Raw genomic sequence first — 23,620 nt, 5'->3', positions numbered from 1 at the left:
CGGATGCGAGGCGCCGCCCAGGCCGGGTCTCGCCGCCGGTCCTCGACTCGGCACGATAGATAACCATCAGCGCCGGCCCAGGGCAAATGTGAAGATCAGAGGTCAAAGACGAGCTCAGAAACCCTCTATCCAGATGTGGAATGCAGCATCGGTCTCCCATCACGCCGCGGATGCGCCGCCAGAGTGTCCTGCCGCGAGGCGGCCGACTACTTGCCGACGATCAGCGAGATCCAGCGCTCGCCGGGTCATCCCCAGCCTCGCATCCGCTCCAGGTCGGCGCGGAGCTCCTTTTGGCAGGGCGAGGTGCCGAGGTGGCATTGCGAGTGCCGAAAATCACGTCCGACGGACTCTGCGCCTGCCGAAAACTGCATGTGAGTATTCGTGGAGGACGCCGCCGAGCCGGTCTCGTCGCCGTATGTTCAGGTCGGTGATTCGCTCGGGGTCTGTGATCGGGTCCGGGACGGGACGCAGCGGGGCGGCTTGGTCCAGGGCTTGGTGGGCTCGGTGCTGGTTGTACAAGTGTTCGTACTCGCGCAGGGCGTGCCGCGGGTGGTGTTCGTTCCATATGAGGCAGCGGTCGAGGAGTTCGCGGCGGCATGACGGCACCCACCGTTCCATGATCGAGTTCATCCGCGGCATCCGGATGCCGGCCTCGGTGAGGATCTCGTCCATGAGGGCGGGGAACTTCCCATCCCGATCTCGGATCAGGTAGCGCGCTCGACAGCCCGCATCGTCCAGGTCCATCGCCAGATTCCTTATCGCCTGGGTGACCCAGTTCGCGGTCGGGTGAGCGGTGGTGCCGAGCACACGAATGCGCCTGCTGGCGTGCTCGATGACGGCCGGCATGTACTGGCGTTGCCCCTTCAAGGTGATGGTCTCGATGAAATCGCAGGCCAGCGGGGCGTCGGCTTGGGAGCGCAGGAAGTCGGCCCACGTGCTGGATGCCCGTTCGGGCGCCGGATCGAGGCCTACCGGTCTGAGGGTCTCCCAGACGGTGGAGGGCGCGACCTTGATGCCGAGGGTGGTGAGCTCTCCATGGATCCGCCGGTAGCCCCAGCCGGGTTCTCCCGGACCAGGCGCAGGATGAGGGCGCGGATGGAGCGGACCGTGGGCGGGTGCCCAGGCCGTTTCGGCCGGCAGGTACGGGCATGACGCTGTCTCATCAGATCGCGGTGCCAGCGCAGGACGGTGTTCGGCCGGACGAGGAGTCGCAGCCGGCGCAGAACCTCGCGTGGCAACGATGCCAGGAGGGCGGTGAGGAAGGTCCTGTCCTCCGGGGTGAATCTCACCTTGGTGTCGGCGCCGAGTTGCCGTTCAAGAACCGTGATCTGATGACGCAGGGCCAGTATCTCGACGTCCTTGTCCCGATCGCTCATCGGTGGCAATCGCAGCGCAGCGAACGCGTTCGTGACGGTCAGGTAGGCCAGGCGAAGGAGCACAGCCGGTCATCATGCCGCAACCGCCTCCCTCTCCTGATGGCCGGAACTCGCGCATGCCACGCGAAGACCTGGGCGGATGCAATTATCGGCAGGCGCACTGATGCTGTCAGCACCGAACCGATCGGGAAGGTGCGACTGCGCCGGCTCCACTTCACGCTGCCGCGCTGACGGCAGGTGCGGGGAACGTGAACTGCCGACGGTGATCGAAGAGCTCGAGGCCCTGTTCCCGGACGCTCAAGCTGAGGACGGGCTGGTCGGTTGCGGCGGTAGGTGCAGGTCTCCGATCTCGACCGCCCACAGGAGGTCGGTGAGCTGTTCTAGTGCCTTCACCAGGTAACGGCGGTAGGTGCTGAGTGGCAGGTCGAGGATCTGGGCGGCGGCTTCTTGGGTGGGGGTGGCGCGCAGGTAGGTGCGGTGCAGGACGGCCTGGAGTTGTCCGCCTTTGGGTTGGTGGCCGAGGTAGGCGACGGCGTCTTCGATCGTGGCGCGTAGCCGGTCGGTACTCGGGCCGGCGGGGCCGGCGGCCAGTGCGGAGGCGATGAGCGGGTTCGCGGCGAGCTGGTCGGATCGGTGCAGGGTCTGCAGTGCCGCTTTGACCGCCGCGCCGAAGCGGGCGCGGTCCAGTGGCGGCGGGCGTATCAGCGTGGCCGGTGGTGGTCCGGTCTCCCCGGAGTGCGCGCGTTCGCAGAGCAGATCGAGCCAGTCGTCGACGGGCAGGCGGCGCCTGTCGACGCCGTAGGCGACGTGTCGCAGGCCGGCGACGTCGGCTTCGACCAGCGGCGCGAAGGCCAGGTAGCGGGCGAAGGGTGCGGCTTCTTCGGTGTCGATGACGATGTGGACCGACCAGGCGGGCGGGCTGGTCAGATCTTGGATGAAGCCGGAGACGTATGCGGCCAGCAGGGCGTACCGGTCGCGTTGGTGGTGGCGGGCTCCGCCGCAGAAGCGGACGATGCGGACACGTTCCCCGGGGCGCAGCGGTCCTTCCCGCGTGACATGGTCGAGTACGGCTCGCACGACCGGGTCCCGGTCCTCCAGCGCCGAGCCGCTGGGGCACAGCACGTGGCAGGCGAAACCGGCGATGCCGTCACCGGTACGCACCACGCTGAGAAGGCCGGGCTGCTCGGAAAGCCAGGCGCGGGCGAGCCGGGCACTGGCCGTCCCCTCGAACTGTTCGATGATCGTGCACACCTGGTCGTGTTCGTCGGGGCGGCCTGGGACGACGGTGACGGAGCCGCGCGTCCGCAGAGCGGAGATCCCGCTGCTGAGGGGGCTGTTTCGGGTCAGGAAGAGCAGCTGCTGGGCGTGCAGCTGCTGGTCAAGGCCGGTGCCGGCGCGCAGGCCGGCCACCGTGTGGGCGTGGATGGTCCGGCGATAGGAGCGGTACCGCTCGGGTGAGCGACGTTCGAACTCCGCGTCCAGTATGTCGCGGGCCAGGTCGTGGGCGAACAGCCCGCGCGGGCCGCTGGTGACGAACGGCCGCCGGGCCAGCCACTGCCACACTGCGGTGGCGTCGGCGCCCACCATCTGCGCGAGGAGGTCCTCGGTCGTCAGCCAGGCGATCGCGCAGGTGGCTATGCCGATCAGGTGCGCGTCGTCGGGCACATCGCGCAGGAACGACGCCAGCAGCGCCGAGATGAGATCCGGTGCGTCGGCGAGGGCGTCGGGCACCTGCCCGGCCGTGGCCAGGTCGGCCAGCAGGGCCATGGTCAGCGGATGCCCGCGACCGAGCATAACCAGATGCGGTCGCACCGGCGCTTCCACGTCGGCGTGGGCGAGCAGTTGCTCGCTTTCCGCCGCGTCGAAGTGGTCGAGGCGATGGACGGTCATCAGCTGCCGCCATCCGGGGTCGGTACGCCAGGGAGCGGCGGGCGGGTCGCGGCCGGCCAGCACCACGACGGTGTCGGCGCTCAGGCCGGGGATCAGCTCGTCGCGAAGCCAGGCGTCGATCGGGGCGAGCTCCTCGTAGCCGTCAACGAGCAGGACGGCGCCGGCGAGCAGCTCCGCGATCGGCCGGCCGTCAGGCTCGCGGCTGGGCTGGTGGTTCAGGGCGTGCCGGACGGCCCTCTGCGCTCCCTCCGGTGAGGGGTCGACATCGCGGCCGTCGAGCAGGACGACGCGACGGCCGGCCGCCCGGGCCCGGGCGCGGAATTCCAGCAGCAGTGTGCTCTTGCCGATGCCTCCCTGGCCGTGCACGAACAGCACTCGCCGTCCAGAGCGGCGGTGCAGGCGTCGTCGAAGCCGGTCAGCTCGCGCCGGCGTCCCACGAAGCGCTCGCGCCGCGCGGTGTCCAGCAGATCGCCGAGGTGCGTAGACACGCAGGCACCTCACCTCCAGCGGTTCGGGCAGCAGCGCAGCCGGGTCAGCCCCTAGTGTCCGCCGCCGGGCCGCGATTGGACAGCGATTAACGACCAACTGACCTGGAGAGTGAGCGCCTGTTCGACCGATCCTGGGCGTATCGCTTCACCGATCGGAAGGGCACGGGGATCAGGTATTGCGGCCGGCCTGCCGACCGCGATGCTGCTCGCCCACGACGGTCATGAGGTGACGCTGTGGAACGCGATCCGGCCCAACCGCCGCCGCTGACCAGCTAGTTCGCTCGACAACCCAGACAAGGGCCGCAGCGCCGTAGTGGGGTCATCGGGCACCGATCGACGGAGCCCGATCATTCACCAACCAAGGGGACAGATGAGTACACGGGGAAACGACAGACGCTCAAGAACCACCATCGTGCGCTGGTACGGCGTGCGTGCGCTGACCGCGGGAGCCGCGCTGACCGGCACGCTGCTGGCCATCACCGGGCCGGCACACGCCGTCACCGGCGTGAACGTGGCCGGCGGCGGCACAGTGCTGCAGATCATCGCGGGCAACGTGCCGGACAACATCACCGTATCCGTCGTCGGCGGCACGCTGCACGTCAGCAATTCCGCCGACACGGTTCCGGCGGCCGCGCCGTGCGTGGCGGTGACCGCCAACGAGGTGGCATGCCCGGCTGCCGGGATCCTCCGGATTGGGGCGGCCACGAGCAACGGCGACGACACGTTCATCAACGACACCGCCCTGCCATCGAGGGTGGACATGGGCTATGGCGACGACACGTTCTTAGGTGGATCGGCCACAGACGAGGTCCGCGGCAGGGACGGCAACGACAAACTCCTCGGCCGGGCAGGCAACGACAGACTCTTCGGCAACCCCGGCGACGACATCGTCGACGGCCAGGGAGGCAACGACCTCGCCAATGGCGGCACCGGCGTCGACGCGTGCACTGCCGAAGTCACGGTGCTCTGCCCCTAGCAGATCGGCGGCGCCGTACTGGTCATCGGGCACCGATCTACGGAGCCCGATCATCCATCCACAGGGGAACCGTCGAGTACACGGGGGAACGACAGACGCTCAAGAGCCGCCATCGTGCGCGACTCCGGGGTATCTCCGTGCACTGCCCGGCCCCATGTGAGAAGCGGGGGCATGATTGTCCCCCTTTACCCAGAATGAGGACCTGCTGTGGCACATCTCAACATCACGAACCTGCACTGCGTCAAGACCCGCGACGGCTTCGGAGGGGGCGGCGACGAGCTCGACATCTTCCTCAAGATCGACGGTGGGGCCGAGCGGCACGTGTCCGGCCCGCACCGCCTGGACAAGTCCAGGAACGATGAGAACGTCACGCTCAACATCCACGAACCGTTCCGCACGGAGGTCCTGGTCCGGCTTCGGGAGCGCAACGGCGCCCTCGGCGGCGCCAACGATCTCGACCTCGGGATCCAAGACATCGGCCCGGCCCTCCAGAGCGCCCGTGACCTTTCCTTCAGCGGCAACAACGGGCGGGTGGTCTACACCGCGAGGATCGGCGTCTCGGCCTGAACCCTGGCCGGGAGACACTGCCGCCCCGGCCGCCACCGGCGGCCGGGGCGGCTGGACGTGATCACGCTATCTGTCCCGCTCGGCCGGACCCCTTCGTCCGATCGCATCGAATCATGAGCCCCACACGAGCATGATCGCGGGAACCAACGCCCCAACCGTTGCCATGCCGATTCTCTTCAGGAAATGGCCCTTCCGTGAAGTAATCTGGCGGCATGATCGCGCAGACGCCCAGCTCGGCCGTTTCGGCTGTCCCGTCTCACTGGACTTGAGGCAGTCTCATCGATCACGAGGCATCCTGCCGTTGTCTCACCTATGTGAGTCATGATCGCAAAGGTGTTGGTCACCAACACGGGCAATCTTCGCGACGGATGAGGTGGGCGATGCCGCACGGGCCGTCGCGGACGGTGGGGGTTCGAGCTGCTGTCCATGGTGACCGGCGCCGCGGCGTCGTTTGCGGTGGGAGGTGACCCGACCGCGGGTTCGGATCGTCGCACCGGTGCGACCCGGATTGCTTGATGACGGGCGGTCGGACGCTGTCCAAGGCGTACGGCAGAATGCGCGGCATGGATCTCAACGAAGCGCTGCACTGCCTCGCGGAGACGGACGGGGACCGGTGCCGGCCCGAACTGTGCGGCGGCGGCTACCTTGCGATCGCGTACGGCGAAGGCCTCGAACTGGACGTCTCGCGCCTCCGCGCCCGAGGTGTGGAGGAGTTTGCGGCCCGGGGCGGCGCCGCGTCCCTCTACGATGCGCTAGACCTACTGGTCGACGACATCGTGGCGGCCAGCGGCGACACTGTTGAGGAGCTGCTTGACCGGCTGGACGACGACGGGCCAGCGAAGGACGACGAGACGCTGCTCGCCGGCATCGTCTCGCCGCGGCGCCGCCTCCTCGCGCTGCTTCTGCTCGGCTTCGGCGGCCCGATGGACATCGTCACGGAGCGGTTCGAGGAGGAGTTCTACCTCGGCGGCGCCTTGGCCGACCTCCCGGACGCCCGATTCGTCCTGCTCGCGAGCGCGGACCCCCCGAACCAGGACTTCGCCTTCGGCGTACTCGAACTAGGGCACGGCGAAGGCGAAGCGTCCACGGGTGAACAGCCATAGCGGACCAATGCGGAATGAAGCTGATTCGTCTCATGAGCGACGAGCCGGTTCCTGTGCCACTTCGTCTCATCCGTTCTGAGGCACCGCAGGTCAGGGGCAGGACATGCCTCAAGCCGAACGAGACGGGACATCGGCCGAGAGGCGGGGACGGCGCACCCGGGCACGGCGCGACTCGACCTGCTCGGTGGTGTGTGCATCGGCTGCTTAGGCCGCATTCGAAGCCTTGTTTCTTAACCGCGCACGTTCCCGCGGCGATGGTGCCACCGAAGCCGGACCCGTCCACCTCGATCATGCGTCCGGGCCCTGCAGGCTCCACTCGCCGTCTTCACGCCTCAGGCACAGGTCGCTGTCCCCGCCTGGTGGTCCGGGGCCCGGGACCACCAGAAAACCGTTCGCGGAACCCGGCTGGCGGCCCGCACACTGGGCGGCGTGGAGAGAACCGTGACCGCCCTGGTCACCTGTGGTGATGAGGATCTCGGCGTCGTCGGCCCGTTCCCGGTGGCGGTCCCGTGGTGGGCGATGGTCGAGCCGGTGGTCGAGTATCTCGAAGCCGTGCTGGGCGGGCCCGTCGTGGTCCTGCGTCTGGTGAGCGTCGAAGGCGGCCATCCGCCGCGCGGCGGCCACGTGACCTATCACGCCGAGTTCCTCGGCGATTCCCGGCGAGCTGCGTCGCGTGCCTGTAAGAGGCCTTCCCCGAGCGTCCCGGCTGACCTGCGGGACATCCAGGCAGGGCGCTCCGCGTGGGCCACGCCCCACGGCGTACGAGACGCCCTGGCCTGGGCCGATGACGCGCTCCGCGCCGCCGGACGACCCGCGCTCGGCCCGTCCAGGCAGGTCAAGACGTGGAACCTCGCGGGGCTGTTTCGCATCCCGGCGCTCGGCGGCCCGGTCTGGTTGAAGATCACGCCGGAGTTCGCCGCCGACGAAGGCAGCGTGATGGCGGCGTTCGCCGAGGCCGACCCGGCGATCGTGCCGACCGTGATCGCCGCCGACTCGGCCGGCCGCCGGGTCCTGCTCGATCACGTGCCGGGCGAGGACTGCTGGAACGCCTCACCCGATGTCATCCGTACGACCATCACCCGCTTCGTCGCCGCCCAGGCAGCGGCCACTCCTCCTGCAAGCCTGCCCCGCCGTACGCCGGAGGGCCTGGCCAAGCGCGTCGGCGAGGTGATCGACCGAACGGATCTCACGCCTGAGGAACGAGAGCAGGCCCACACGCTCGTCCACGCCCTGCCCGCTCTGGTCGCGGAACTCAACGCGTGCGGGTTACCCGAGACCGTGGTGCACGGCGACTTCCACACGGGCAACTGGCGCTCCAACGGCGGGACCACGGTCGTGCTCGACTTCGCCGACGCGCACGCCGGCCATCCCGTCCTGGACGGCCTGCGCGCCCGGATGTTCATGCCCGAGGCCGACTGGCACCTGCCGACCACGGCCTGGATCGACGCGTGGCACAAGCACGCGAGCGGCTCAGATCCGGCCCGAGCCCTCGAACTTGCCGAGCCCTACCAGCATCTGTTCCACGCGGCCCGCTACCAGGAATTCCTTGACGGCATCGAGCCCAGCGAGCACGTCTACCACGACGGAGATCCTGCCGGCGAACTCCGAGAAGCCCTCCGCGCTGCCCGTCCTTGAACGGCGTGAGCACGGTCGTCCCTGGACGGCTCTCACGCGCCTCAAACGATTTTGAAAAACCGGAACCCTGCTCGCTTGGGGCCCTGAAGGACTCTGCTGGTTAACTCGGATTGGTAGCTCCGGTTCATGATCTGATGGCGCCTGTCCTGATCATGAGCGGTGTGGCAGCAGTCGTCGGTGTCTTCGTCCTGGCTGCCGGGGGTGGATGGAGGCGGCGATGTCGATGCAGCCGATGCCGTGGCCGGAGCCGGCGCCCGAGGTGGCCGCGGCGATCCGGGCCATCTATCGAGGCAAGCGGCAGGTGCCGTTACCGGTCCGGGTGCGCGATGAGCTCGGCGAGGTGTTCGCTGATGAGTCATTCGCGGGCGCCTTCGGCAGGGAGGGCAGGCCGGGCTGGTCGCCGGGGCGGCTGGCGTTGATCACGGTGTTGCAGCGGGTGGAGAATCTCACCGACCGGCAGGCCGCTGAGGCGGTGGCCACCGATGTGACCTGGAAATACGCGCTCGGCCTGAGCCTGGACGATGCGGGTTTCGATGCCAGTGTGCTGAGTGAGTTCCGCTCCCGGCTGATCGCCCATGAGCTGGAGGAAAAGCCGCTGGATCTGCTGCTGTCGGCGTTGCAGGAGCGAGGGTTGCTGGCGGCGGGTGGCCGGCAGCGCACCGACTCCACACCCTGCACCCACGAGCGATCCAGGAAACCCTCGACGCCGCCCGCACCGAACAGACCACCCCCGCCTGGCGCGACCAATACGTCATCCGATGCGGCATCGAGGCCACCATCCACCAAGCCGTCACCGTCACCGGCCTGCGCCGCGCCCGCTACCGCGGCATCAAGAAAGTCCACCTCGAACACATCGTCTCCGCCATCGCCATCAACCTCATCCGCCTGGACGCCTGGTGGAACGGCCACCCCCGGGAACGGAAACGCACCAGCCACCTGGCCCGACTCGAACCAGCCCTGACCGCCTGAAACGAGTTAACCAGCAGAGTCCTTCAGGCGAATCTGACTCTGGTGTCGGCGCCGAGCTGCCGTTCAAGGACGGTGATCTGGTGGCGCAGGGCGAGAATTTCCACGTCCTTGTCCCGATCGCCCATCGGCAGCAATCGCAGCGCGGCGAAGGTGTTCGTGACAGTGAGACAGGCCAGTCGAAGGAGCACGGCCGATCATCATGCCGCACTTGGTCCCTCTCCTGGTGGCCGGAATCGCGTCACACCGCGCCCAGGCCTGAAGGCCATGGCCTGGGCGGATGACATTATCGGCAGGCGCACACACGCTGAGCTCCCGCCTGAGCTTGGACGCCGCTCTCAGCACCAGCTCCGCCGTCTCCCGGGCAGCTTTGTGGGCCACCTCAGGCAGCACCGAGACGTAGGAGTCGGTCGGTCAGCATTCGCGCCAGTGCAGTATGTCTCCTAAGCCAACGCGAGTCAGGTCGCGCGCCAGCGCAGTAGGTCTCCTGCGCTGATGAGCCGGCCGGCATGGGCGGTGATGGGGCCGTCGGCCGTGCCGTACTCCTTCCAGAGCGAATCGGGGGGCAGTCTGGTCAGCAACCGTCCGGTTATGTCCACGCCCCACAGGCGGCCGTTCGCGGCTGCCAGCCAGATCACGCCGCCGGCTGGGCCGCAGGACTCCCACTGGCTTGCGCCGAAGTCCAGCCGCCACATGACGTCGTCGGCCACCACATAGAACGCGCAATCAGCCGTGGCCAGGGCCATCGCGCCGGTGGGTGCTTCGCCCATCACCTGCCACGTTCCGTTGTCCCGAAATTTCAGCATGCCGTTGGGCGTCACGCCGAACAAACCCTGCGGCACCCCGGCCATGGCTTCGCGCGGTGCGGCCAGCGCACAGACGCCGCCACCGGAGCCTGTCGCGCGCCAGGGCAGGTTCTGCCCGCACAGCTCGCGCTCGACCAGCTCACCTTCCTCGTTCACCCCGTAGAGCGTCCGGCCCAGCACGGCCATGGCCCGTACGCCGCCTGGACCGATGACCTCCCAATCGGGTCGTGGTTCCGACAGCCGATCCAGGACGTTGCGCGTGATGCGGGTCACGACGGGGTCGCTCAGGGTGTTGCCCCAGTTCACTGTGGCGGCCGTGAACACCGTGCCGAGTCCGCTGGTGAATACCCCCATCGTGGCCATGCCGCCTTGGCCGTACCGGTTCCAGTGCCGTAGGTCGGCGGTGGCCAGTACGACGAAGGAGGCGGGTGTGCCGTCGCGTCCCGTCACCCGGGGCACCCCGTCGATCTCCTCGAACTCGGCGGCGTCGGTCTCGTAACCCAGGCAGCCCTGGCCGAACGGGGAGCCGTCAGCCAGCCCGGTGCCCTCGAACACCCAGTGGTCGGCGAACCGTGCCATGTAGGACTCGCGCAACATCAGCTTCATGTACGGTCCCCACGCGCCGGCCCCGGCACGGAAGCTGACGCCGGTCAGCGTGTTCTCCGGTCTGCCCACGGTCGACCACTCCGCGGTCGCCAGGCGGCGGTCGCTCACCGGGTCCGCGTGCGGATCGCGATAGCAGATCATCGTGCGGCCCTCCAGCCGGATCTGCCACCACGCGGTGTTGCCGGCGAAGAAGGCCACGTTTCCCCCGCGACGGACGAACTCCTCGACGGTGTCGCGCATTCCGGCAGACCAGTATTCGTCGTGGCCGTTGACCACCAGCAGGCGGTGGCCCGACAGGAACTCCAGCCCGTCGTGCAGGTCGAGGTTGGAGCAGTAGGCGACGTCGTAGCCCGCTGGGCGCAGCCAGCGCATCAGGCCCTCTTCCCAGCGTTCCGGCGGCGGCCCGCCGCCCGGCCGGTCGAAGCTGACGCAGCTCGCCCGGGTGGGAGACTCGGTCCAGTAAATGCTCTGGCCGGGCTCCCCTGCCCGGTTGTAGGCCTGCCATGTCGTGAACGGCACGCTCACCAGGATCGGAGAGGTCGGTACGGCCTGCCGTACTACGAAATAGACCTCGTTGTCCGGGCACGGGGTTTCGCCGGGGAGCCCGTACGGCCAGGCCACCTCCTCGCCGAACACCGCCCGGTAGAGCGAGCTGGGCCAGGAGTCGGGGATCGGCAACTGCCAGTCGGGGGTGGCGTGGCCGGTGAAGACCACCCGGTCATCCGTCGCGTCCCGCACCACCACCGGCACGGGGCCGGAAACCTGGAATTTCAGCGTTTCGCCCTGGGCACAGGAGGTGGCGGTCGCATACGCGCTGACGCTCACCTGACGGCCTCGATGAGGGTGCTCTCCAGCGAAAGAAGGAACCGCTCCATCTCGGGTTTGGGCAGGAACCGGGTGTCGGCGGTCACGGAGATGTTCAGCGGATCCGTGATGTGCACGCAGAAGCGGCAGTTGAGCATGTCCTGACTGAGCGGCCAGGACAGGGTGGACAGGGGCCGCGCGACTGCGATCTCCTCAGGGGAGACGTCGATGGGTTCCGGGTGGCTGGATCGCATGTCGTTGAAGCAGGCCAGGGGCTGTACCCAGGATCCGTTCGCCCGGTCGGCCGGGTCGTGATAGGCGCTGCTGTACGCCCGCAGCGCCGCGGGGCCCGCCGCACGGAACCTCTCACCGAGGTCCTCATGGATGTCGAGGGTGAACAGTCCTTCTTGAGACAGGGTGCTGACCATGCGGGCCGTATCGGATCTGAACCTGTTGTGCACGATGGGCAGGATAGCGACCTTCGCGCGGCCGGTGACCTGCCCGACGAGCGCGGCCACCGCTGTCAGCGCGACCGTGGAGGTGCTGGTCCTGTGGCGGTGGGCCAAGGCGCGTAAGGCCAGGTCCAAGGCGGGGGACGCCAGGTCGGCCCGCCAGATCGGCGGGCTGGCGGGAGCGCCGGGTGGGTTGTCGAACATGACGACCGGTTCGCACGCCTCCCAGTGCTCGGCCGCCGTACGGGCGACCTGTCTGCCCTCGGGACTGATCTGCCAGCGGGCCAGGTCCAGCGGCTGCGGCGGGAGTGGCCCGGAGACTCTGCCGCGAACCAGTAGCATCCGAAGATCCCGCAGCGCGATGTCGCCGCCCAGGCCATCGGTGGCCATGTGGCAGAAGACCAGCACGATGCGGGTGACCTCGCCGCCGTCGGTGACCAGGCCGACGCGAAGCGGCCACTCCTTCTCGTAGTCGAAGGCCGGAGCCTCCAGTTCTTCCGGCGCTGCGCCCGGCCAGATCTCGGGTTCCGCGTGTTCTTCCACGATCTGGTACGGCTCGCCGTCGAAGCCCAGCCGGGTGCGCAGCGCGGCATGCCTCGTCACCAGATCCTCGACGGCCTGGATGGCGCGGGCGGTACTCAGCGGCCTGGCCCGTTCTGGAACCTCAAGGATCTTGGTGAAGTTGAAGTAGTGGTCATCCGGCCTGGTGCGTTCTACGGCTTGCCATATCGCCTTCTGGCCCCAGGTCAATGGTCCGTTCATGATCGCTCCTTCCGATCAGGTCGTCGGGGGTCGCGTCCGGGACGTGGGTGTCGAACCTGGACAGAACCCTCATGCGCAGCGCTCCGGCGACCAGCAGGGCGATGAAGAGGCCGAAGGCGAGGTAGATGAGGGCGATACCACGGCCGGGTCCCGTCCCGATGATCTGGCCGACCGTTGTGGCGAGTGCCCCGCCGGGCAGCAGAAGGGGGTCGAAGGCCCTTTCCGCCAGCGGAGTCAGCACCCCGACGCCGAGCGGGATCGTGGACCAGGCCACCATCTGGTTGAGGGCGAACACCCGTCCATGGAACCGCTGAGGGACCTTGACCTGGATGATCGTGGCGTAGACGCCGTTGACCAGAGCGAGGCCGAGCGACACGCCGAATGCGCCGATCCCGATGAGGACCAGGTCACGGGTGAGGCCGATCAGGACGCAGCACACGGCGATGATCAGGGTGAGCAGCAGCATGCCGGTCATGCGTCTGCGGCGCGGCCCGCCCCACACGCTCATGGCCAGGCCGCCGGTGGCCGCTCCTGCACCGCCGCACAGGGCGATGACACCGACATCCTGCAGCGTGGCGAACGACAGGACCAGTGGCGGATAGAGCATGAAGACCGGGGAGAGCACCAATGCCAGCAGGGCGAAGAACACCACCATGGCGCGGAAGTTCTCGTTGCCGATCGAGATGCGGAAGCCTTCTTTGATCTCTGTGACCACGGGTTCCCTGCGCCGGCGGGCGAGAGTGGCGGGGAAGGCGGTGACGGCCAGAATGGCGGCTGCGATCACATATCCCGAAATATCGGCGATGAGGATGCCTTGTAGGCCGATGGTGGACATCAGGCCCACGGCTGCCAGGGGTGCGACGAACTGGGCGACACCCGCCGCCATCTGGGCGACACCATTGGCGTGTCCCAAGTAGCGCTTGGGCACCAGCTGCGGGATGGCCGAGTTGTAGCCGACCCGTTGGAAGGCCAGTGCGATCGACAGCAGGGTGAGCAGGGGGTACAACGCCTCCACCGTAAGATTTCCGGTGAACAGCAGCCCGGCCGCAGTGGACTGGATCACCAGCCCGGCCAGGGTCGCGGCCAGCATCACGCCCCTGCGGCTCGACCGGTCCACCACTGCGCCTACCAGGGGAGCGGCCAGCACGCCTGGGATGACCGCCAGCACGGTGAGAAGCGCCATCTGAACCAGCTGCCCGGTTTGCAGATAGATCCAGATCGGCAGCGCGAACTCCGTGATGGTCCCGCCGGCGATCGTGGCCATCTGCCCCAACGCCACCACCAAGAACCGCCCCACACTCGGGTCCGGCAGGTCCGACCCTTGGCGGCTCCCCGGGCCCAAGTGGGTGCCGGGGGGCGCGGTGAGGATGGCGGCCAGCTCAGCCGTCCGGTACTTCTGGAAGTAGTGGCCGGCTTCGGGAATCACCGCCAGGCCGGTCCGATCGGTCAGGAACCCCCACTCCTGGTAGCGCTCCTCGTAGTAATCCGTCGTCGGATCCCGGTCGCCCACCACGGAGATGATCGGCGCGCTCAGCGGACGGGCACCTGACTCGAGCAACTCGGTGAAGTACGTCTCCGCCTGCCGCCCGTCGTGGCGCATGTTCCTGATGACGAACGCCTGTTGTTCCTCATCCAGGTCACTCAGGTCGGCGCCCATCCCGGTCAGCCAGTTCAGCTGTCCCCGGTCGCTGCGCCAGCGGTCACTCCCGGTCAGGCGTGCCCATACCCCCAGGAACCCCCGCGTGGGTTTGGCGAAGGGGAACACCCCGCCCAGGTAGACCGCCTCAACGGGCCGACCGGCGCTGTCCAGCAGGCGCGCGATCTCCACGATCAGCGCGCCGCCCACTCCGCAGTGGCCGTAGAGGAAGAGTGGGCCGGAGATCTTCTCCAGGATCTCGCTCACGCAGCTCTGTGCCACCTCGGCCAGCGGGCGTGGCTCTTCGGCCAGGCCGAGGTCGTGCCCGGGGACCGCCACCGAATACAGCGCCGTGTCGTCGGGTAGCCCATCGGCCAGCGGCTGGTAGACGACCGCGCTCGCGCCGCCGTACGGAACGCAGACGAAGGTCCTGTCCACCGCGCGGGGTGGTGTAAGCCGATACAGCAGTCCGCGCGGCCCTCCGCCGCCTCCTGCGATCCCGGCCAGCCCACGGACCGTGGGGTGCTGGAAGAGATCCATGACGCTGACGGGCACACCAAGCTCCCGCGCAAGCCGGGCGATCACCCGCATCGCCAGCAGTGAGTGCCCGCCCAGGTCGAAGAAGTCGTCCAGCACGCCCACGCTGGACACGCCGAGCACCTCGGCCCACGTCGCCGCGATGACCTCTTCCACGCGGTTGACGGGCTTCTCGTACGGCGCCGCCTGATCGGGCCGATCCCCGGAGGGCTCAGGCAGCGCGGCCCGATCTACCTTGCCGTGCGTCTTGAGCGGCAAGCGGTCCAGCCAGACATACCGGGTGGGCACCATGTAGTCGGGGAGGCGGGCGCCCAGCAGCTCGCGTAGTTCGCGGGCCGGCCTTTGCTCTCCGACCAGGTAGGCGACGAGCTCCTTGGCGCCAAGCTCGCCGCGCGCGTCGACCACCGCGTGCGAGATGCCCGGCACCTTGGCCAGGGCCTCGTCGATCTCGCCGAGTTCGACCCGGTAGCCGCGGATCTTGACTTGGAGATCCCGGCGGCCCAGGAACTCCAGGTCGCCTGAGGGCAGCCAGCGGGCCAGGTCGCCCGTGCGGTAGACGCGCTCGCCGTCGTGCTCGACGAACTTCTCGGCGGTGAGGTCCGGCCGCTTGAGGTATTCGCGTGCCAGGCGGTCGCCGCCTACACACAGTTCGCCCGCCACGCCGATGGGCACGGGTCGCAGGTTCTGGTCCAGGACCATGATGCGGGCGTGCCCGAGCGGGCGGCCGATGGGCGTGATCGGGCCGCTTACGTCGTCGTTGGGTTTGACCGTGTAGGTGGTGACCCCGACGGTCGACTCGGTGGGCCCGTAGTGATTGACGATCTCGCACCCGCCCAGCATGGCCAGATCGCGGGCGTAGGCCCAGCTCAACGCCTCTCCGCCGAAGATCAGCAGGCGCCGGGGGAGGAGGCGCTCGGGGGTCACGTCGGAGGCGAGGGCGCCGAAGTGCGATGGAGTGATCTTGAGGTAGTCCAGCCCGTGATCGGTGAGCTCTGGGCCGGAGATCCGCGGGGGATACAGGTGGAGGGTGCCGCCCGTCATGAGCGCCAGGTAGAAGACGGTGATCCCGAAGTCGAAGGACAAGGATTGCAGCAGGCCGAAGCTGCGGCCGTCCTCGACACGGAAGCGCTCCTGGACGTCCGCGAGGTAATTGAGCACCTGCCGATGCTGGATGGCCACGCCCTTCGGCTGTCCGGTCGACCCGGACGTGTAGATCACGTAGGCGAGATCGTCGGGCCCGGCTGTCCGCTGCGGTGCGGATGGTGCCACCTCTTGCGGGATGCCAAGGACCGGGCCGGAGAAGCCGCCCACCGGTCCCGTTGCGACCAGCGCCTTGGCAGCGGAATCGGCCAGCAGATAGGCCAGCCGCTCGGCGGGTTGTTCTGGGTCGATGGGGACATAGGCCGCGCCCGCCTTGAGCACGCCGAGCACCGCCATGGCCAGCTCCGGCGACTGCTCCAGGCAGACCGCGACCCGGTCATCACGGCCGATGCCCAGTTCCCGCAGCCGGTGCGCGAGCGCGTTGGCCCGGCCGTCCAGTTCCTCGTAGCTCACCCGGCGGGAGCCGTACACGAGTGCGGTCTTCCCCGGCCTGACGGTGATCAGCTCGTGCAGGGTGCGTGCGGCGGGTGGGACGGGTTTGCCGCGGCCCCACTGATCGAGCAGCGCGAGTTCGGCGTCGTCGGCCAGCCGCAGGTCGGACAGGCGGATCCTGGGGTCGGCGGCGACCTGGCGGAGAACGCTGGTGAAGTGCGCACAGAACCGCTCAGCGGTGGCGCGTTCAAACAGGTCGGTGCTGTAGATGAGGAAGACCCGCAGGCCGCGCGGTCCGGCCGCGACCTCCATGGCCAGGTCGAACTTCGCCCTGGCGGTGCCCGGGTCGTACGGCTCGGCCCGCACTCCTTCGAAGTCCAGCCCGCCTGCCACGTCTTCACCCATGACGAACTCGACCTGGAACAACGGCGTCCGGCTCAGGTCCCGTGGCACGTCCAGGGCGTTCACCAGCCGGTCGAACGGCACGTCCTGGTGACGGTAGGCGGCAAGACACGTGCCGCGCACGCGGCGAAGTACGTCGGTGAAGGCAGGGTCATCGGTCAGGTCGGTACGCAGCGCAAGCGTGTTGATGTGGAAGCCGATCACCGGCTCCAGTTCCTCGCTGGTCCGGGTGGATGCCGGTGTGCCGATGCAGATGTTCTCCTGCCCGGTGTACCGGGACAACTGGGCGGCAAAGGCCGCGAGCAGCGTCATGAACAACGAGCAGCGCTGCCGCCTGGCCAGCGCGGCGATGTCACCGGCGAGCCCGGCGGGCACAAGCATCTCCACCCGGTCTCCGGCGGAGCTCTTGATCTTCGGCCGTGGCCGGTCGGTGGGCAGTTCCAGCGGCATGACTCCGGCTAATCGGTCGAGGAGTTCCTGCGGCGGATCGGTCGGCTGAACGTATGAAATTTCCGGCAAAGGGGGAAGGAGGGCTTCTGTGCCACGGACGGTGGCGTTGTAACAGGCGGAGAGCTCGCGCATGAGGATGCCGAGCGACCACCCGTCGGCGGCGATGTGGTGCATGACCACGATCAGGATGTGGTCCTCGGCGCCCAGACGCAGCAGGCTCGCCCGGATGACCGGATCTTCGGCAAGGTCGAAGGGGCGGGAGGTGCGGTCGGCGACCGTCTCGGCCGTCGGCGCTTCCACCACTTCGAGGGGAATGCGGGGAAACGGGTCGACCACGGCTACGGGCTCGCCGTCGTCGTCGGTGTAGCGGGTGCGCAGCACCTCGTGGCGGGCCACGACCGCGTTGAGCGCATTCTGGAGGGCGTCGTGGTCGAGCGGCCCGATCAGCCGCTCGGTGATGAACATGTTGTAGGCCGCGTTGCCCGGATCGAGCCTGCTGAGGAACCACAGACGGCTCTGGCCCGACGTCAGCCCCTTGAGGCTGGTGGTCATCGTCCGGCCGCCCCCTAACTGGAAACCTTGTTTCCTATTTTGGTCAGGGTCAGTGTGGCATTTGCGGAACCTAGTGCGCAAGGCGCCCAAATTCCCTAGTTTTACGGGCTTGCGGCCACGTTTGTGATCATGCAACACTGAACCAAACCCAAATAGTAAAGATTCTTTCTGATTATGACGACTCTCCTCCAGCTCCTCGACACCCGGGCGGCCTCCGAGCCGGATCGGGTGGCCTTGATCGTTCCGGGTGCCGAGCCGCTGACCCATGGACAATGGGCAGAACGGTCGCGCCGGGCGGCGTCCGGGCTGGTGGACAGGGGCGTCAAGCTAGGGGATCGGGTCGGCCTGGTGTTCGGGGCCGCTGATTGGCCGGACTACGCGGTGGCCTTCATGGCTGTGCTCAGGGCGGGTGCGGCAGCCGTACCACTGTCTGCTCGTTTGGCCCCTGCCGACCTGCGGTTCAAGCTGCACCACTGCGACACCGCCGGTGTCATACACACCGGCGGCGCTCCGGACGCTCCAGGCTGGACGGCCAGGCTTGATGACCTGTGGGGGTCCGCCGAACTGCCGGATCCCAAGCCGGCGGATCTCGCGCAGATCCTCTACACCTCAGGCACCACGGGGAGCCCCAAAGGGGTGACCGCCACGCATGCGAATCTGGTCTGGGGACGCGGCGGGCGGCGCCGGCCCTTCGCTCACTCCCGGCATCTGGTCCACGGCTTCCCCATCGGGACGAACGCCGGCCAGCAGATGTTGACCAATGCGCTCGACGCGCACCCGGCCGTGGTCACCTTGCCGTGGTTCACACCCGACCGATTCGCCGCACTGATCGAGACTCACCGTGCCGGTACGGTCTTCCTCGTTCCCGCGATGGCCATCGAACTGCTCAGCGCCCGCGTCCACGAGGAACACGACCTGTCCAGCGTGCTCCTTCTCGGGTCGGCCGCCGCGCCGCTGCCCGGCCGCGTGGCCGCCGACCTGTGCCGGGTCTTCCCGAAGGCGACGATCGCCAACTACTACACCTCGACCGAAGCGGCGCCTGCCCAGACCGTCATGATCTACGACCCAGAGCGGCCAGGGAGCCTGGGACGTGCGGCGGCGGGATCCGCCGTGAAGATCGCCACTGCCGACGGCGAACCGCTGCCGTCCGACACCACCGGCGAGGTGTGGATGCGCTCGCCCGTCTCCCGCTCCTACTACGGCGACCAGGGGTCGAAGGTGTTCCAGCGCGGCTGGGTGCGGATGGGCGACCTGGGATACCTGGATGAGGAGGGCTACCTCTACCTCGTCGACCGGGAGAGCGACGTGATCAAATCGGGGGGATTCAAGGTCTCCACCATCCAGGTCGAGGAGGCCGTCTACGCCTGCCCCGGCGTCGTCGAGGCCGCTGCGGTCGCGATCCCGCACGCCACGCTCGGTAAGGCGGTCATGGTCGCGGTCGTCGGCAGCGTCACGCAGAAGGACCTACGGATCTTCCTCAAAGACCGGCTGGCGGCGCACGAGCTGCCTGTCAAGGTGATCACCGTCGACTCCATTCCCCGCAATCACAACGGCAAGGTCGACAAGCTCGCACTGCGTGAGGCTGTCACGTGAGCGAGGTCAGCTTCATCCAGCACGGCATCTGGATCAACGAGCAGTTGGGGGCGGGTACCGCCTACCGGATGCCCATCGTGATCACCTTCGCCGCGGCGCCCGAGCCCGCAGCCCTGGCCAAGGCCATCGACCAGCTGGTCGAGCGGCACCCGATGCTGGGCTCGGCGATCGAGGAACGAGACGGCGTGCTCCACCTGGTGCCCGCGGCCCGCAGACCCGCACTGGGCGCGTCGTACGAGCTCGACATCGACACCGGGCCGCTGATCACCTTCACGCTCAACGGACGGACACTGACGATCGTCGCCCACCATGTGATCTTCGATGGTGCGTCCAAGGAGATCCTGGTCGACGACCTGGCCGCATTCCTCGACGGCACTCCGCCGCCGCCTCTTGCCGCGCACGACCACGCGGCCGGCCTCCGGCAGCGGGTCGCTGCCCGGCTTGAGGCCGCCAAGGAGTTCTGGGCGAGCAGGTGGCGGGAGCCGCAGGAGATAGTCGTCGCAGGGAAGACGGTGCGCGGCCGGAGGTTCAGCGCAGGCCACGAGCACAGGTTCTCGCTGGAGGTGCCCAGGGTGCCGGGGCTGACGCGGTTCGAGGTGTTTGTGGCGGCACTGCACACGCTGCTTCGTGAGTACGGCAACGCCGAGATCGTCACCGCCATCGACCTGTCGACGCGCTCCGTCGCCGAGGAGGGACACATCGGTCCCTTCGTCAACGAGGTGCCGCTGTTCTCCTCGCTTGATGGACCTTTCGAGAATCTCGCGGCCGGGCTGCGGACCGAGCTGCGGCAGCTGTACCGCTTCCGCGAGGTGCCGCTGGCCAGGGCCGTCCCGCGCATCAGGCCGCACGCCTCGCTGGCGCCGATCTCGGTCAGCTACCGCCACGGGGGACGGCAGCCGCCGTGGGGAAACGTGGAGTGGCTGGCGTTCAACGGCGCTGTACGCGGAGCCTTGCAGCTCCAGCTCCTGGATGCGCCGAACGGGCTGCTGGCCGGCCTCCGCTACAGCCAGGAGGCAGAGGATGTGGCGGAGATCTTCTCCAGGGATCTGGCTGACGTCCTGGGGCGCGTCGCGGCCGGTTCTCCCAGGGAGCTGCCCGCATTTCCCGAAATATCCGACAAGTCAACGGGTGGGTTCTGTGCTGGACAACGCTGTCGTAGATCCGCGAACTGAGGAGATCCGGTCCATTTGGGAGGAGGTCCTGGAAATCTCGCCGATCGCCTTGGACGACGACATTTTCGACCTTGGCGCCCACTCCCTGACCATCACGCAGATCATCGCGCGCATGCGCAAGCGCCTGGGCGTGGAGGTGAACATCGAAGACTTCTTCGACAACCCCACCATCCGCGGCGTGCTCGAGGTTCTGAAGTGACCGAGCTGCTGGATCGCAGCGTCGATGAGGACCTGGAGCTGATGCTCACGATCAGGGCCTTCGAGCGCAAACTCCTGGAGCTGTACGGCCAGGGCCTACTCAACGGCACCACCCACACCTGCCTGGGCCAGGAGTACGTGCCGGTCGCCTTGGAAGCCCTCCTGCTTGCCGACGACTACGTCTTCAGCAACCACCGAGGCCATGGCCACTATCTGGCTCGGTTCGGCGATCTCGAGGGGCTGCTGGCCGAGATCATGGGCCGCCAGGGCGCGGTCTGCGGTGGCGTCGGCGGCAGTCAGCACATCAAGCGGGGCCGCTACCTGTCCACGGGAGTCCAGGGGGAGTCGCTCCCGGTGGCCGCGGGGGTGGCGCTGCACCTGAAAAGAACCGAGCCAGGCCGCCTGGCCTGCGTCTACATCGGCGACGGAACGCTCGGCGAAGGCGCGGTCTACGAGGCTCTCAACATCGCCGCCCTCTGGCGGCTACCGCTCCTGGTGATCGTGGAGAACAACGGCATCGCCCAGACCACCCCCGCGGGCATGCACCTGGCAGGCAGCGTCGCGGGACGGGCCGCCGCCTTCGGGATCGCATATCAGCGCGTAGACACCGTCGACGTGGCCGCGATCCGTGACCGACTTGCCATGCCGGTGGCCGCAGTCCGAACCGGATCGCCGCTGGTCGTCGAGTTCGTCACCCATCGCCTGGGCCCGCACAGCAAGGGCGACGACACCCGGCCGCCCGAGGTCCTGCGCGCGGTCGAAGACTGGCAGGCGGCGGTGGATCCGGCGCAATCGGAACGCCTGGAGCGCCGGGCACGCGCCCGGGTGGAGCAGGTCGTCGCCGAAGTGATCATGCGGGGACCGGCATGAGAGTGGCCGAGAACCTCAACGCGGCCCTGCACTCGCTGCTGGCCGCCCGGCCCGACCTCTACGTGCTCGGTGAGGACATCCTCGACCCGTACGGCGGTGCCTTCAAGATCACAAAGGGATTGTCCAGTAAGTTTCCCGACCGGGTGCTCGCCACCCCCATCAGCGAAAACGCCATCACCGGCGTGGCGGCAGGGCTGGCCCTGGCGGGCGACGAGGCGATCGTCGAGATGATGTTCGGCGACTTCATCGCTCTAGCCTTCGACCAGCTCGTGAACTTCGCCAGCAAGTCCGTCACCATGTACGGCTCGCGCCTGCCCTTACGCATGGTGGTACGCTGCCCGGTCGGCGGTGGCCGCGGATATGGCCCCACCCACAGCCAGAGTCCGCAGAAACACTTCATCGGGATCCCGAACCTGGCGCTGTACGAGGTTTCGCCGTTCCGCGACAACCTCGAGGTGTTCGCCGAGATGCTGGGCCGCGGTGAACCATGCATCCTGTTCGAGGGCAAGGTGCTCTACACCCGGCAAATGCACGCGGTGCCCGAGCCGTTCACCGAACGCCTCGATGACGGGGTGGCAACCGTCTTTGTCGAGAAAAATCCGGATTTCGTGCTTATCGCTCCGGGTGGGATGGCCTATCAAGCCCTCGAGGCGATGCAGACGTTACTCATGGAGGACGATCTGCTCGGCACCTTGATCGTGCCCTCCCGGCTTTATCCGTTCGAGGTGGACGTGCCGGACGTGCCGTACCTCTTCGTGGTGGAAGAGAGCACCGCCGGGGGAACGTGGGGGGCAGAGGTGGCCCTTGGCCTGAACCAGGAACGCTGGGGCCGGCTGGCCCAGCCGGTCACGGTGATCCACTCGCAGGACAGCATCATCCCGGCGGCGGTCCACCTGGAAGACCAGGTCCTGGCGAACGAGGCGGCCATCCGGCGCGTGATCAAGGAGACCCTCCGTGGCTGAGCTTCGCATGCCCAAGCTGAACTCCAATGACGCCGCATATCTGGTGGTGGAGTGGCTGGTCCCCGACGGAACAGAGGTCAAGGCCGACGACGTGGTGGTGTCGGTGGAGACCTCCAAGGCCGTCGAAGAACTCACCGCGGACGCCGACGGCCCCCTTCACCAGATCGCCGCTCCTGGCACCTGGTGCAAACCCAACGAACTCATCGCCAATATCGGCCCCGCGCCGTCCCTATCCCCTGCGCGCCCGTCCGAGAAGGCCTTGTCCAGCACTGGGACTTCGCTCATTACCGCACCCGCGCAGGCCCTTATGGACGAGCTGGGTATCTCTCGTGAACAGGTCGAAACACTCGGTCGCAAGGTGATCCGCAGGACGGACATCGAGCAGTTGAAGCCGCACGGCATCAAGCTGTCCAAGGTCCAGCAGGCTGTGGCCAGGGCTGTGGAGCTGTCTCACCAGGCGATCCCGGCGGCGTACACCGTCGTTGGGATGAACCTGTGCCCCGCGCTGGAGAGAGCGGCCGCGGCAACTCGCGAAATCCGCCGCCCGGTCGGTGTCGCAGAGCTCTTCGTCCAGGCCGTGGCCACGATGCACGCCGACTTCCCGCTGTTCTTCTCCCACATCGATGGCGATCAAGCCATACCCGCCACAAGCCCGAACGTCGGCATCACGGTGGACGTGGGCGAGGGCCTGTACGTCCCGGTCCTGCATGACCCGGGCGACCTGAAGGAGATCGCCACCACCCTGATGAAGTACCGGGTGGCCGCCGCGTCCGGTTCGTTCAAGGAAGCCGACCTCAGCGGCGCCAACTTCGTGATCACCCTCCACACCGAAGGCGAAGTGGTATTGGCGATCCCCTTTGTTTTCCCCGGCACCACTTGCGCGCTGGCCGTCGCCTCTCCCGGCGAGTCCACCTACGTCGGACTCGCCTATGACCATCGCCTGATCAACGGCCGGGAGGTCGCCCTCTTCCTCGCCGAGCTCCGCCGCCGCATGGAAGCGCTGTAGAGCGGCCTCGCCGTCGTTGGCCATACCTGGCCGTGGCTCCGCATCTCAGCCCCATGGAGTTGTCCGTCACCCTGGAGATCTCGTGGCCGCCCAGCAGGAGTCACCTGGCCATTTGCCGGGAATGACATGTCCGTCCACCTGGGTATCCACATGACCGCTCGCGCTCCATGTCCGAAACGGTGCTGGCACTGACCCCCGAAGCCTTGGCGAGCTGCTTCAGGGTGAGACGTGTCGCGCCGGCGCAGTAACTCCGCGAAGCTGGACGGGGTGGTGCTGGC

18 protein-coding genes and 1 pseudogene are annotated in these 23,620 nt (G+C 67.9%); 13 read left to right on the top strand and 6 right to left on the bottom strand.

The genetic code is table 11. The features are described 5' to 3' along the window. Nucleotides 1–333: 333 nt before the first annotated feature. Nucleotides 334–846 (bottom strand): integrase core domain-containing protein, encoded by a 513-nt coding sequence (locus ABEA43_RS56755; RefSeq protein WP_345575788.1) that lies wholly within the window; start codon nucleotides 844–846, stop codon nucleotides 334–336. 302 nt (nucleotides 847–1,148) lie between these two features. Here ABEA43_RS56755 and ABEA43_RS56750 point away from each other — a divergent pair, with 302 nt between their 5' ends. Further along, nucleotides 1,149–1,607, top strand: coding sequence for a hypothetical protein (locus ABEA43_RS56750; protein ID WP_345575785.1), 459 nt, complete (start codon nucleotides 1,149–1,151; stop codon nucleotides 1,605–1,607). A 66-nt stretch (nucleotides 1,608–1,673) separates the two neighbouring features. Here ABEA43_RS56750 and ABEA43_RS56745 read toward each other — a convergent pair whose 3' ends face one another. Further along, nucleotides 1,674–3,641, bottom strand: a complete 1,968-nt coding sequence (locus tag ABEA43_RS56745; RefSeq protein WP_345575783.1) for a hypothetical protein — start codon at nucleotides 3,639–3,641, stop codon at nucleotides 1,674–1,676. A gap of 525 nt (nucleotides 3,642–4,166) precedes the next feature. On the opposite strand from ABEA43_RS56745, the gene ABEA43_RS56740 reads away from it, so the two are divergent. The 6 genes and pseudogenes from ABEA43_RS56740 (at nucleotide 4,167) to ABEA43_RS68445 (ending at nucleotide 9,004) form a co-directional block, all read left to right on the top strand. Next, nucleotides 4,167–4,730, top strand: coding sequence for a calcium-binding protein (locus ABEA43_RS56740; protein ID WP_345575781.1), 564 nt, complete (start codon nucleotides 4,167–4,169; stop codon nucleotides 4,728–4,730). Between the two features lie 207 nt (nucleotides 4,731–4,937). Further along, nucleotides 4,938–5,297, top strand: a complete 360-nt coding sequence (locus ABEA43_RS56735; protein WP_345575779.1) for a hypothetical protein — start codon at nucleotides 4,938–4,940, stop codon at nucleotides 5,295–5,297. Between the two features lie 563 nt (nucleotides 5,298–5,860). Continuing rightward, nucleotides 5,861–6,400: a hypothetical protein gene (locus ABEA43_RS56730; protein ID WP_345575777.1), complete on the top strand. Its 540-nt coding sequence runs from the start codon at nucleotides 5,861–5,863 to the stop codon at nucleotides 6,398–6,400. Between the two features lie 429 nt (nucleotides 6,401–6,829). Further along, the gene (locus ABEA43_RS56725) at nucleotides 6,830–8,035 is read left to right on the top strand and encodes a phosphotransferase family protein (protein WP_345575775.1); all 1,206 of its coding nucleotides are present in this window, start codon (nucleotides 6,830–6,832) and stop codon (nucleotides 8,033–8,035) included. 205 nt (nucleotides 8,036–8,240) lie between these two features. Continuing rightward, nucleotides 8,241–8,588 (top strand): annotated as a pseudogene (locus ABEA43_RS68450) (transposase); the annotation flags it as partial. Between the two features lie 119 nt (nucleotides 8,589–8,707). Further along, nucleotides 8,708–9,004 carry a transposase gene (locus tag ABEA43_RS68445; protein ID WP_425570632.1) on the top strand — a complete coding sequence of 99 codons (297 nt, stop codon included), beginning with the start codon at nucleotides 8,708–8,710 and terminating at the stop codon, nucleotides 9,002–9,004. A 23-nt stretch (nucleotides 9,005–9,027) separates the two neighbouring features. On the opposite strand, the gene ABEA43_RS56715 is transcribed toward ABEA43_RS68445, so the two are convergent. From ABEA43_RS56715 to ABEA43_RS56700, 4 genes are all read right to left on the bottom strand, one after another. Beyond that, nucleotides 9,028–9,192, bottom strand: coding sequence for a hypothetical protein (locus ABEA43_RS56715; RefSeq protein ID WP_345575771.1), 165 nt, complete (start codon nucleotides 9,190–9,192; stop codon nucleotides 9,028–9,030). A gap of 267 nt (nucleotides 9,193–9,459) precedes the next feature. Next, a complete protein-coding gene (locus tag ABEA43_RS56710) occupies nucleotides 9,460–11,238 on the bottom strand; it encodes a N,N-dimethylformamidase beta subunit family domain-containing protein (RefSeq protein WP_345575769.1) in 1,779 nt (592 codons plus the stop codon). Beyond that, nucleotides 11,235–12,431, bottom strand: a complete 1,197-nt coding sequence (locus tag ABEA43_RS56705) for a condensation domain-containing protein (protein ID WP_345575766.1) — start codon at nucleotides 12,429–12,431, stop codon at nucleotides 11,235–11,237. The genes ABEA43_RS56710 and ABEA43_RS56705 overlap by 4 nt, the downstream gene beginning before the upstream one ends. Continuing rightward, the gene (locus ABEA43_RS56700) at nucleotides 12,364–17,631 is read right to left on the bottom strand and encodes a non-ribosomal peptide synthetase/MFS transporter (RefSeq protein ID WP_345575764.1); all 5,268 of its coding nucleotides are present in this window, start codon (nucleotides 17,629–17,631) and stop codon (nucleotides 12,364–12,366) included. Before ABEA43_RS56700 ends, ABEA43_RS56705 begins: the two co-directional genes overlap by 68 nt. A gap of 84 nt (nucleotides 17,632–17,715) precedes the next feature. Here ABEA43_RS56700 and ABEA43_RS56695 point away from each other — a divergent pair, with 84 nt between their 5' ends. From ABEA43_RS56695 to ABEA43_RS56670, 6 genes are read left to right on the top strand one after another with little or no spacing between them, the layout of a single operon-like run. Further along, entirely contained in the window at nucleotides 17,716–19,134 is a 1,419-nt protein-coding gene (locus ABEA43_RS56695) for a class I adenylate-forming enzyme family protein (RefSeq protein WP_345575762.1), read from the top strand. Continuing rightward, complete coding sequence (locus tag ABEA43_RS56690; protein WP_345575760.1) at nucleotides 19,131–20,306, top strand: condensation domain-containing protein; 1,176 nt, start codon at nucleotides 19,131–19,133, stop codon at nucleotides 20,304–20,306. Before ABEA43_RS56695 ends, ABEA43_RS56690 begins: the two co-directional genes overlap by 4 nt. Next, complete coding sequence (locus ABEA43_RS56685) at nucleotides 20,272–20,505, top strand: phosphopantetheine-binding protein (protein ID WP_345575758.1); 234 nt, start codon at nucleotides 20,272–20,274, stop codon at nucleotides 20,503–20,505. Before ABEA43_RS56690 ends, ABEA43_RS56685 begins: the two co-directional genes overlap by 35 nt. Next, a complete protein-coding gene (locus ABEA43_RS56680; protein WP_345575756.1) occupies nucleotides 20,502–21,374 on the top strand; it encodes a thiamine pyrophosphate-dependent dehydrogenase E1 component subunit alpha in 873 nt (290 codons plus the stop codon). Before ABEA43_RS56685 ends, ABEA43_RS56680 begins: the two co-directional genes overlap by 4 nt. Beyond that, on the top strand, nucleotides 21,371–22,336 hold the full coding sequence (locus ABEA43_RS56675) for an alpha-ketoacid dehydrogenase subunit beta (protein ID WP_345575754.1): 966 nt from the start codon (nucleotides 21,371–21,373) through the stop codon (nucleotides 22,334–22,336). The genes ABEA43_RS56680 and ABEA43_RS56675 overlap by 4 nt, the downstream gene beginning before the upstream one ends. Continuing rightward, a complete protein-coding gene (locus tag ABEA43_RS56670) occupies nucleotides 22,329–23,342 on the top strand; it encodes a 2-oxo acid dehydrogenase subunit E2 (RefSeq protein ID WP_345575752.1) in 1,014 nt (337 codons plus the stop codon). The genes ABEA43_RS56675 and ABEA43_RS56670 overlap by 8 nt, the downstream gene beginning before the upstream one ends. Nucleotides 23,343–23,620 lie beyond the last annotated feature (278 nt).

It is taken from the genome of Nonomuraea rosea, assembly GCF_039539705.1.
GTDB classification, from domain to species: domain Bacteria; phylum Actinomycetota; class Actinomycetes; order Streptosporangiales; family Streptosporangiaceae; genus Nonomuraea; species Nonomuraea rosea.
Note: the sequence above shows the minus strand (reverse complement) of the source record. Positions and strands in the feature narration are given on the sequence as shown.

Coding starts and splice junctions, on each gene's coding strand:
- ABEA43_RS56750 (WP_345575785.1), top strand. CDS start 1,149: ATGACGCTGTCTCATCAGATCGCGGTGCCAGCGCAGGACGGTGTTCGG.
- ABEA43_RS56675 (WP_345575754.1), top strand. CDS start 21,371: ATGAGAGTGGCCGAGAACCTCAACGCGGCCCTGCACTCGCTGCTGGCC.
- ABEA43_RS56695 (WP_345575762.1), top strand. CDS start 17,716: ATGACGACTCTCCTCCAGCTCCTCGACACCCGGGCGGCCTCCGAGCCG.
- ABEA43_RS56730 (WP_345575777.1), top strand. CDS start 5,861: ATGGATCTCAACGAAGCGCTGCACTGCCTCGCGGAGACGGACGGGGAC.
- ABEA43_RS56755 (WP_345575788.1), bottom strand. CDS start 846: ATGCCGGCCGTCATCGAGCACGCCAGCAGGCGCATTCGTGTGCTCGGC.
- ABEA43_RS56705 (WP_345575766.1), bottom strand. CDS start 12,431: ATGAACGGACCATTGACCTGGGGCCAGAAGGCGATATGGCAAGCCGTA.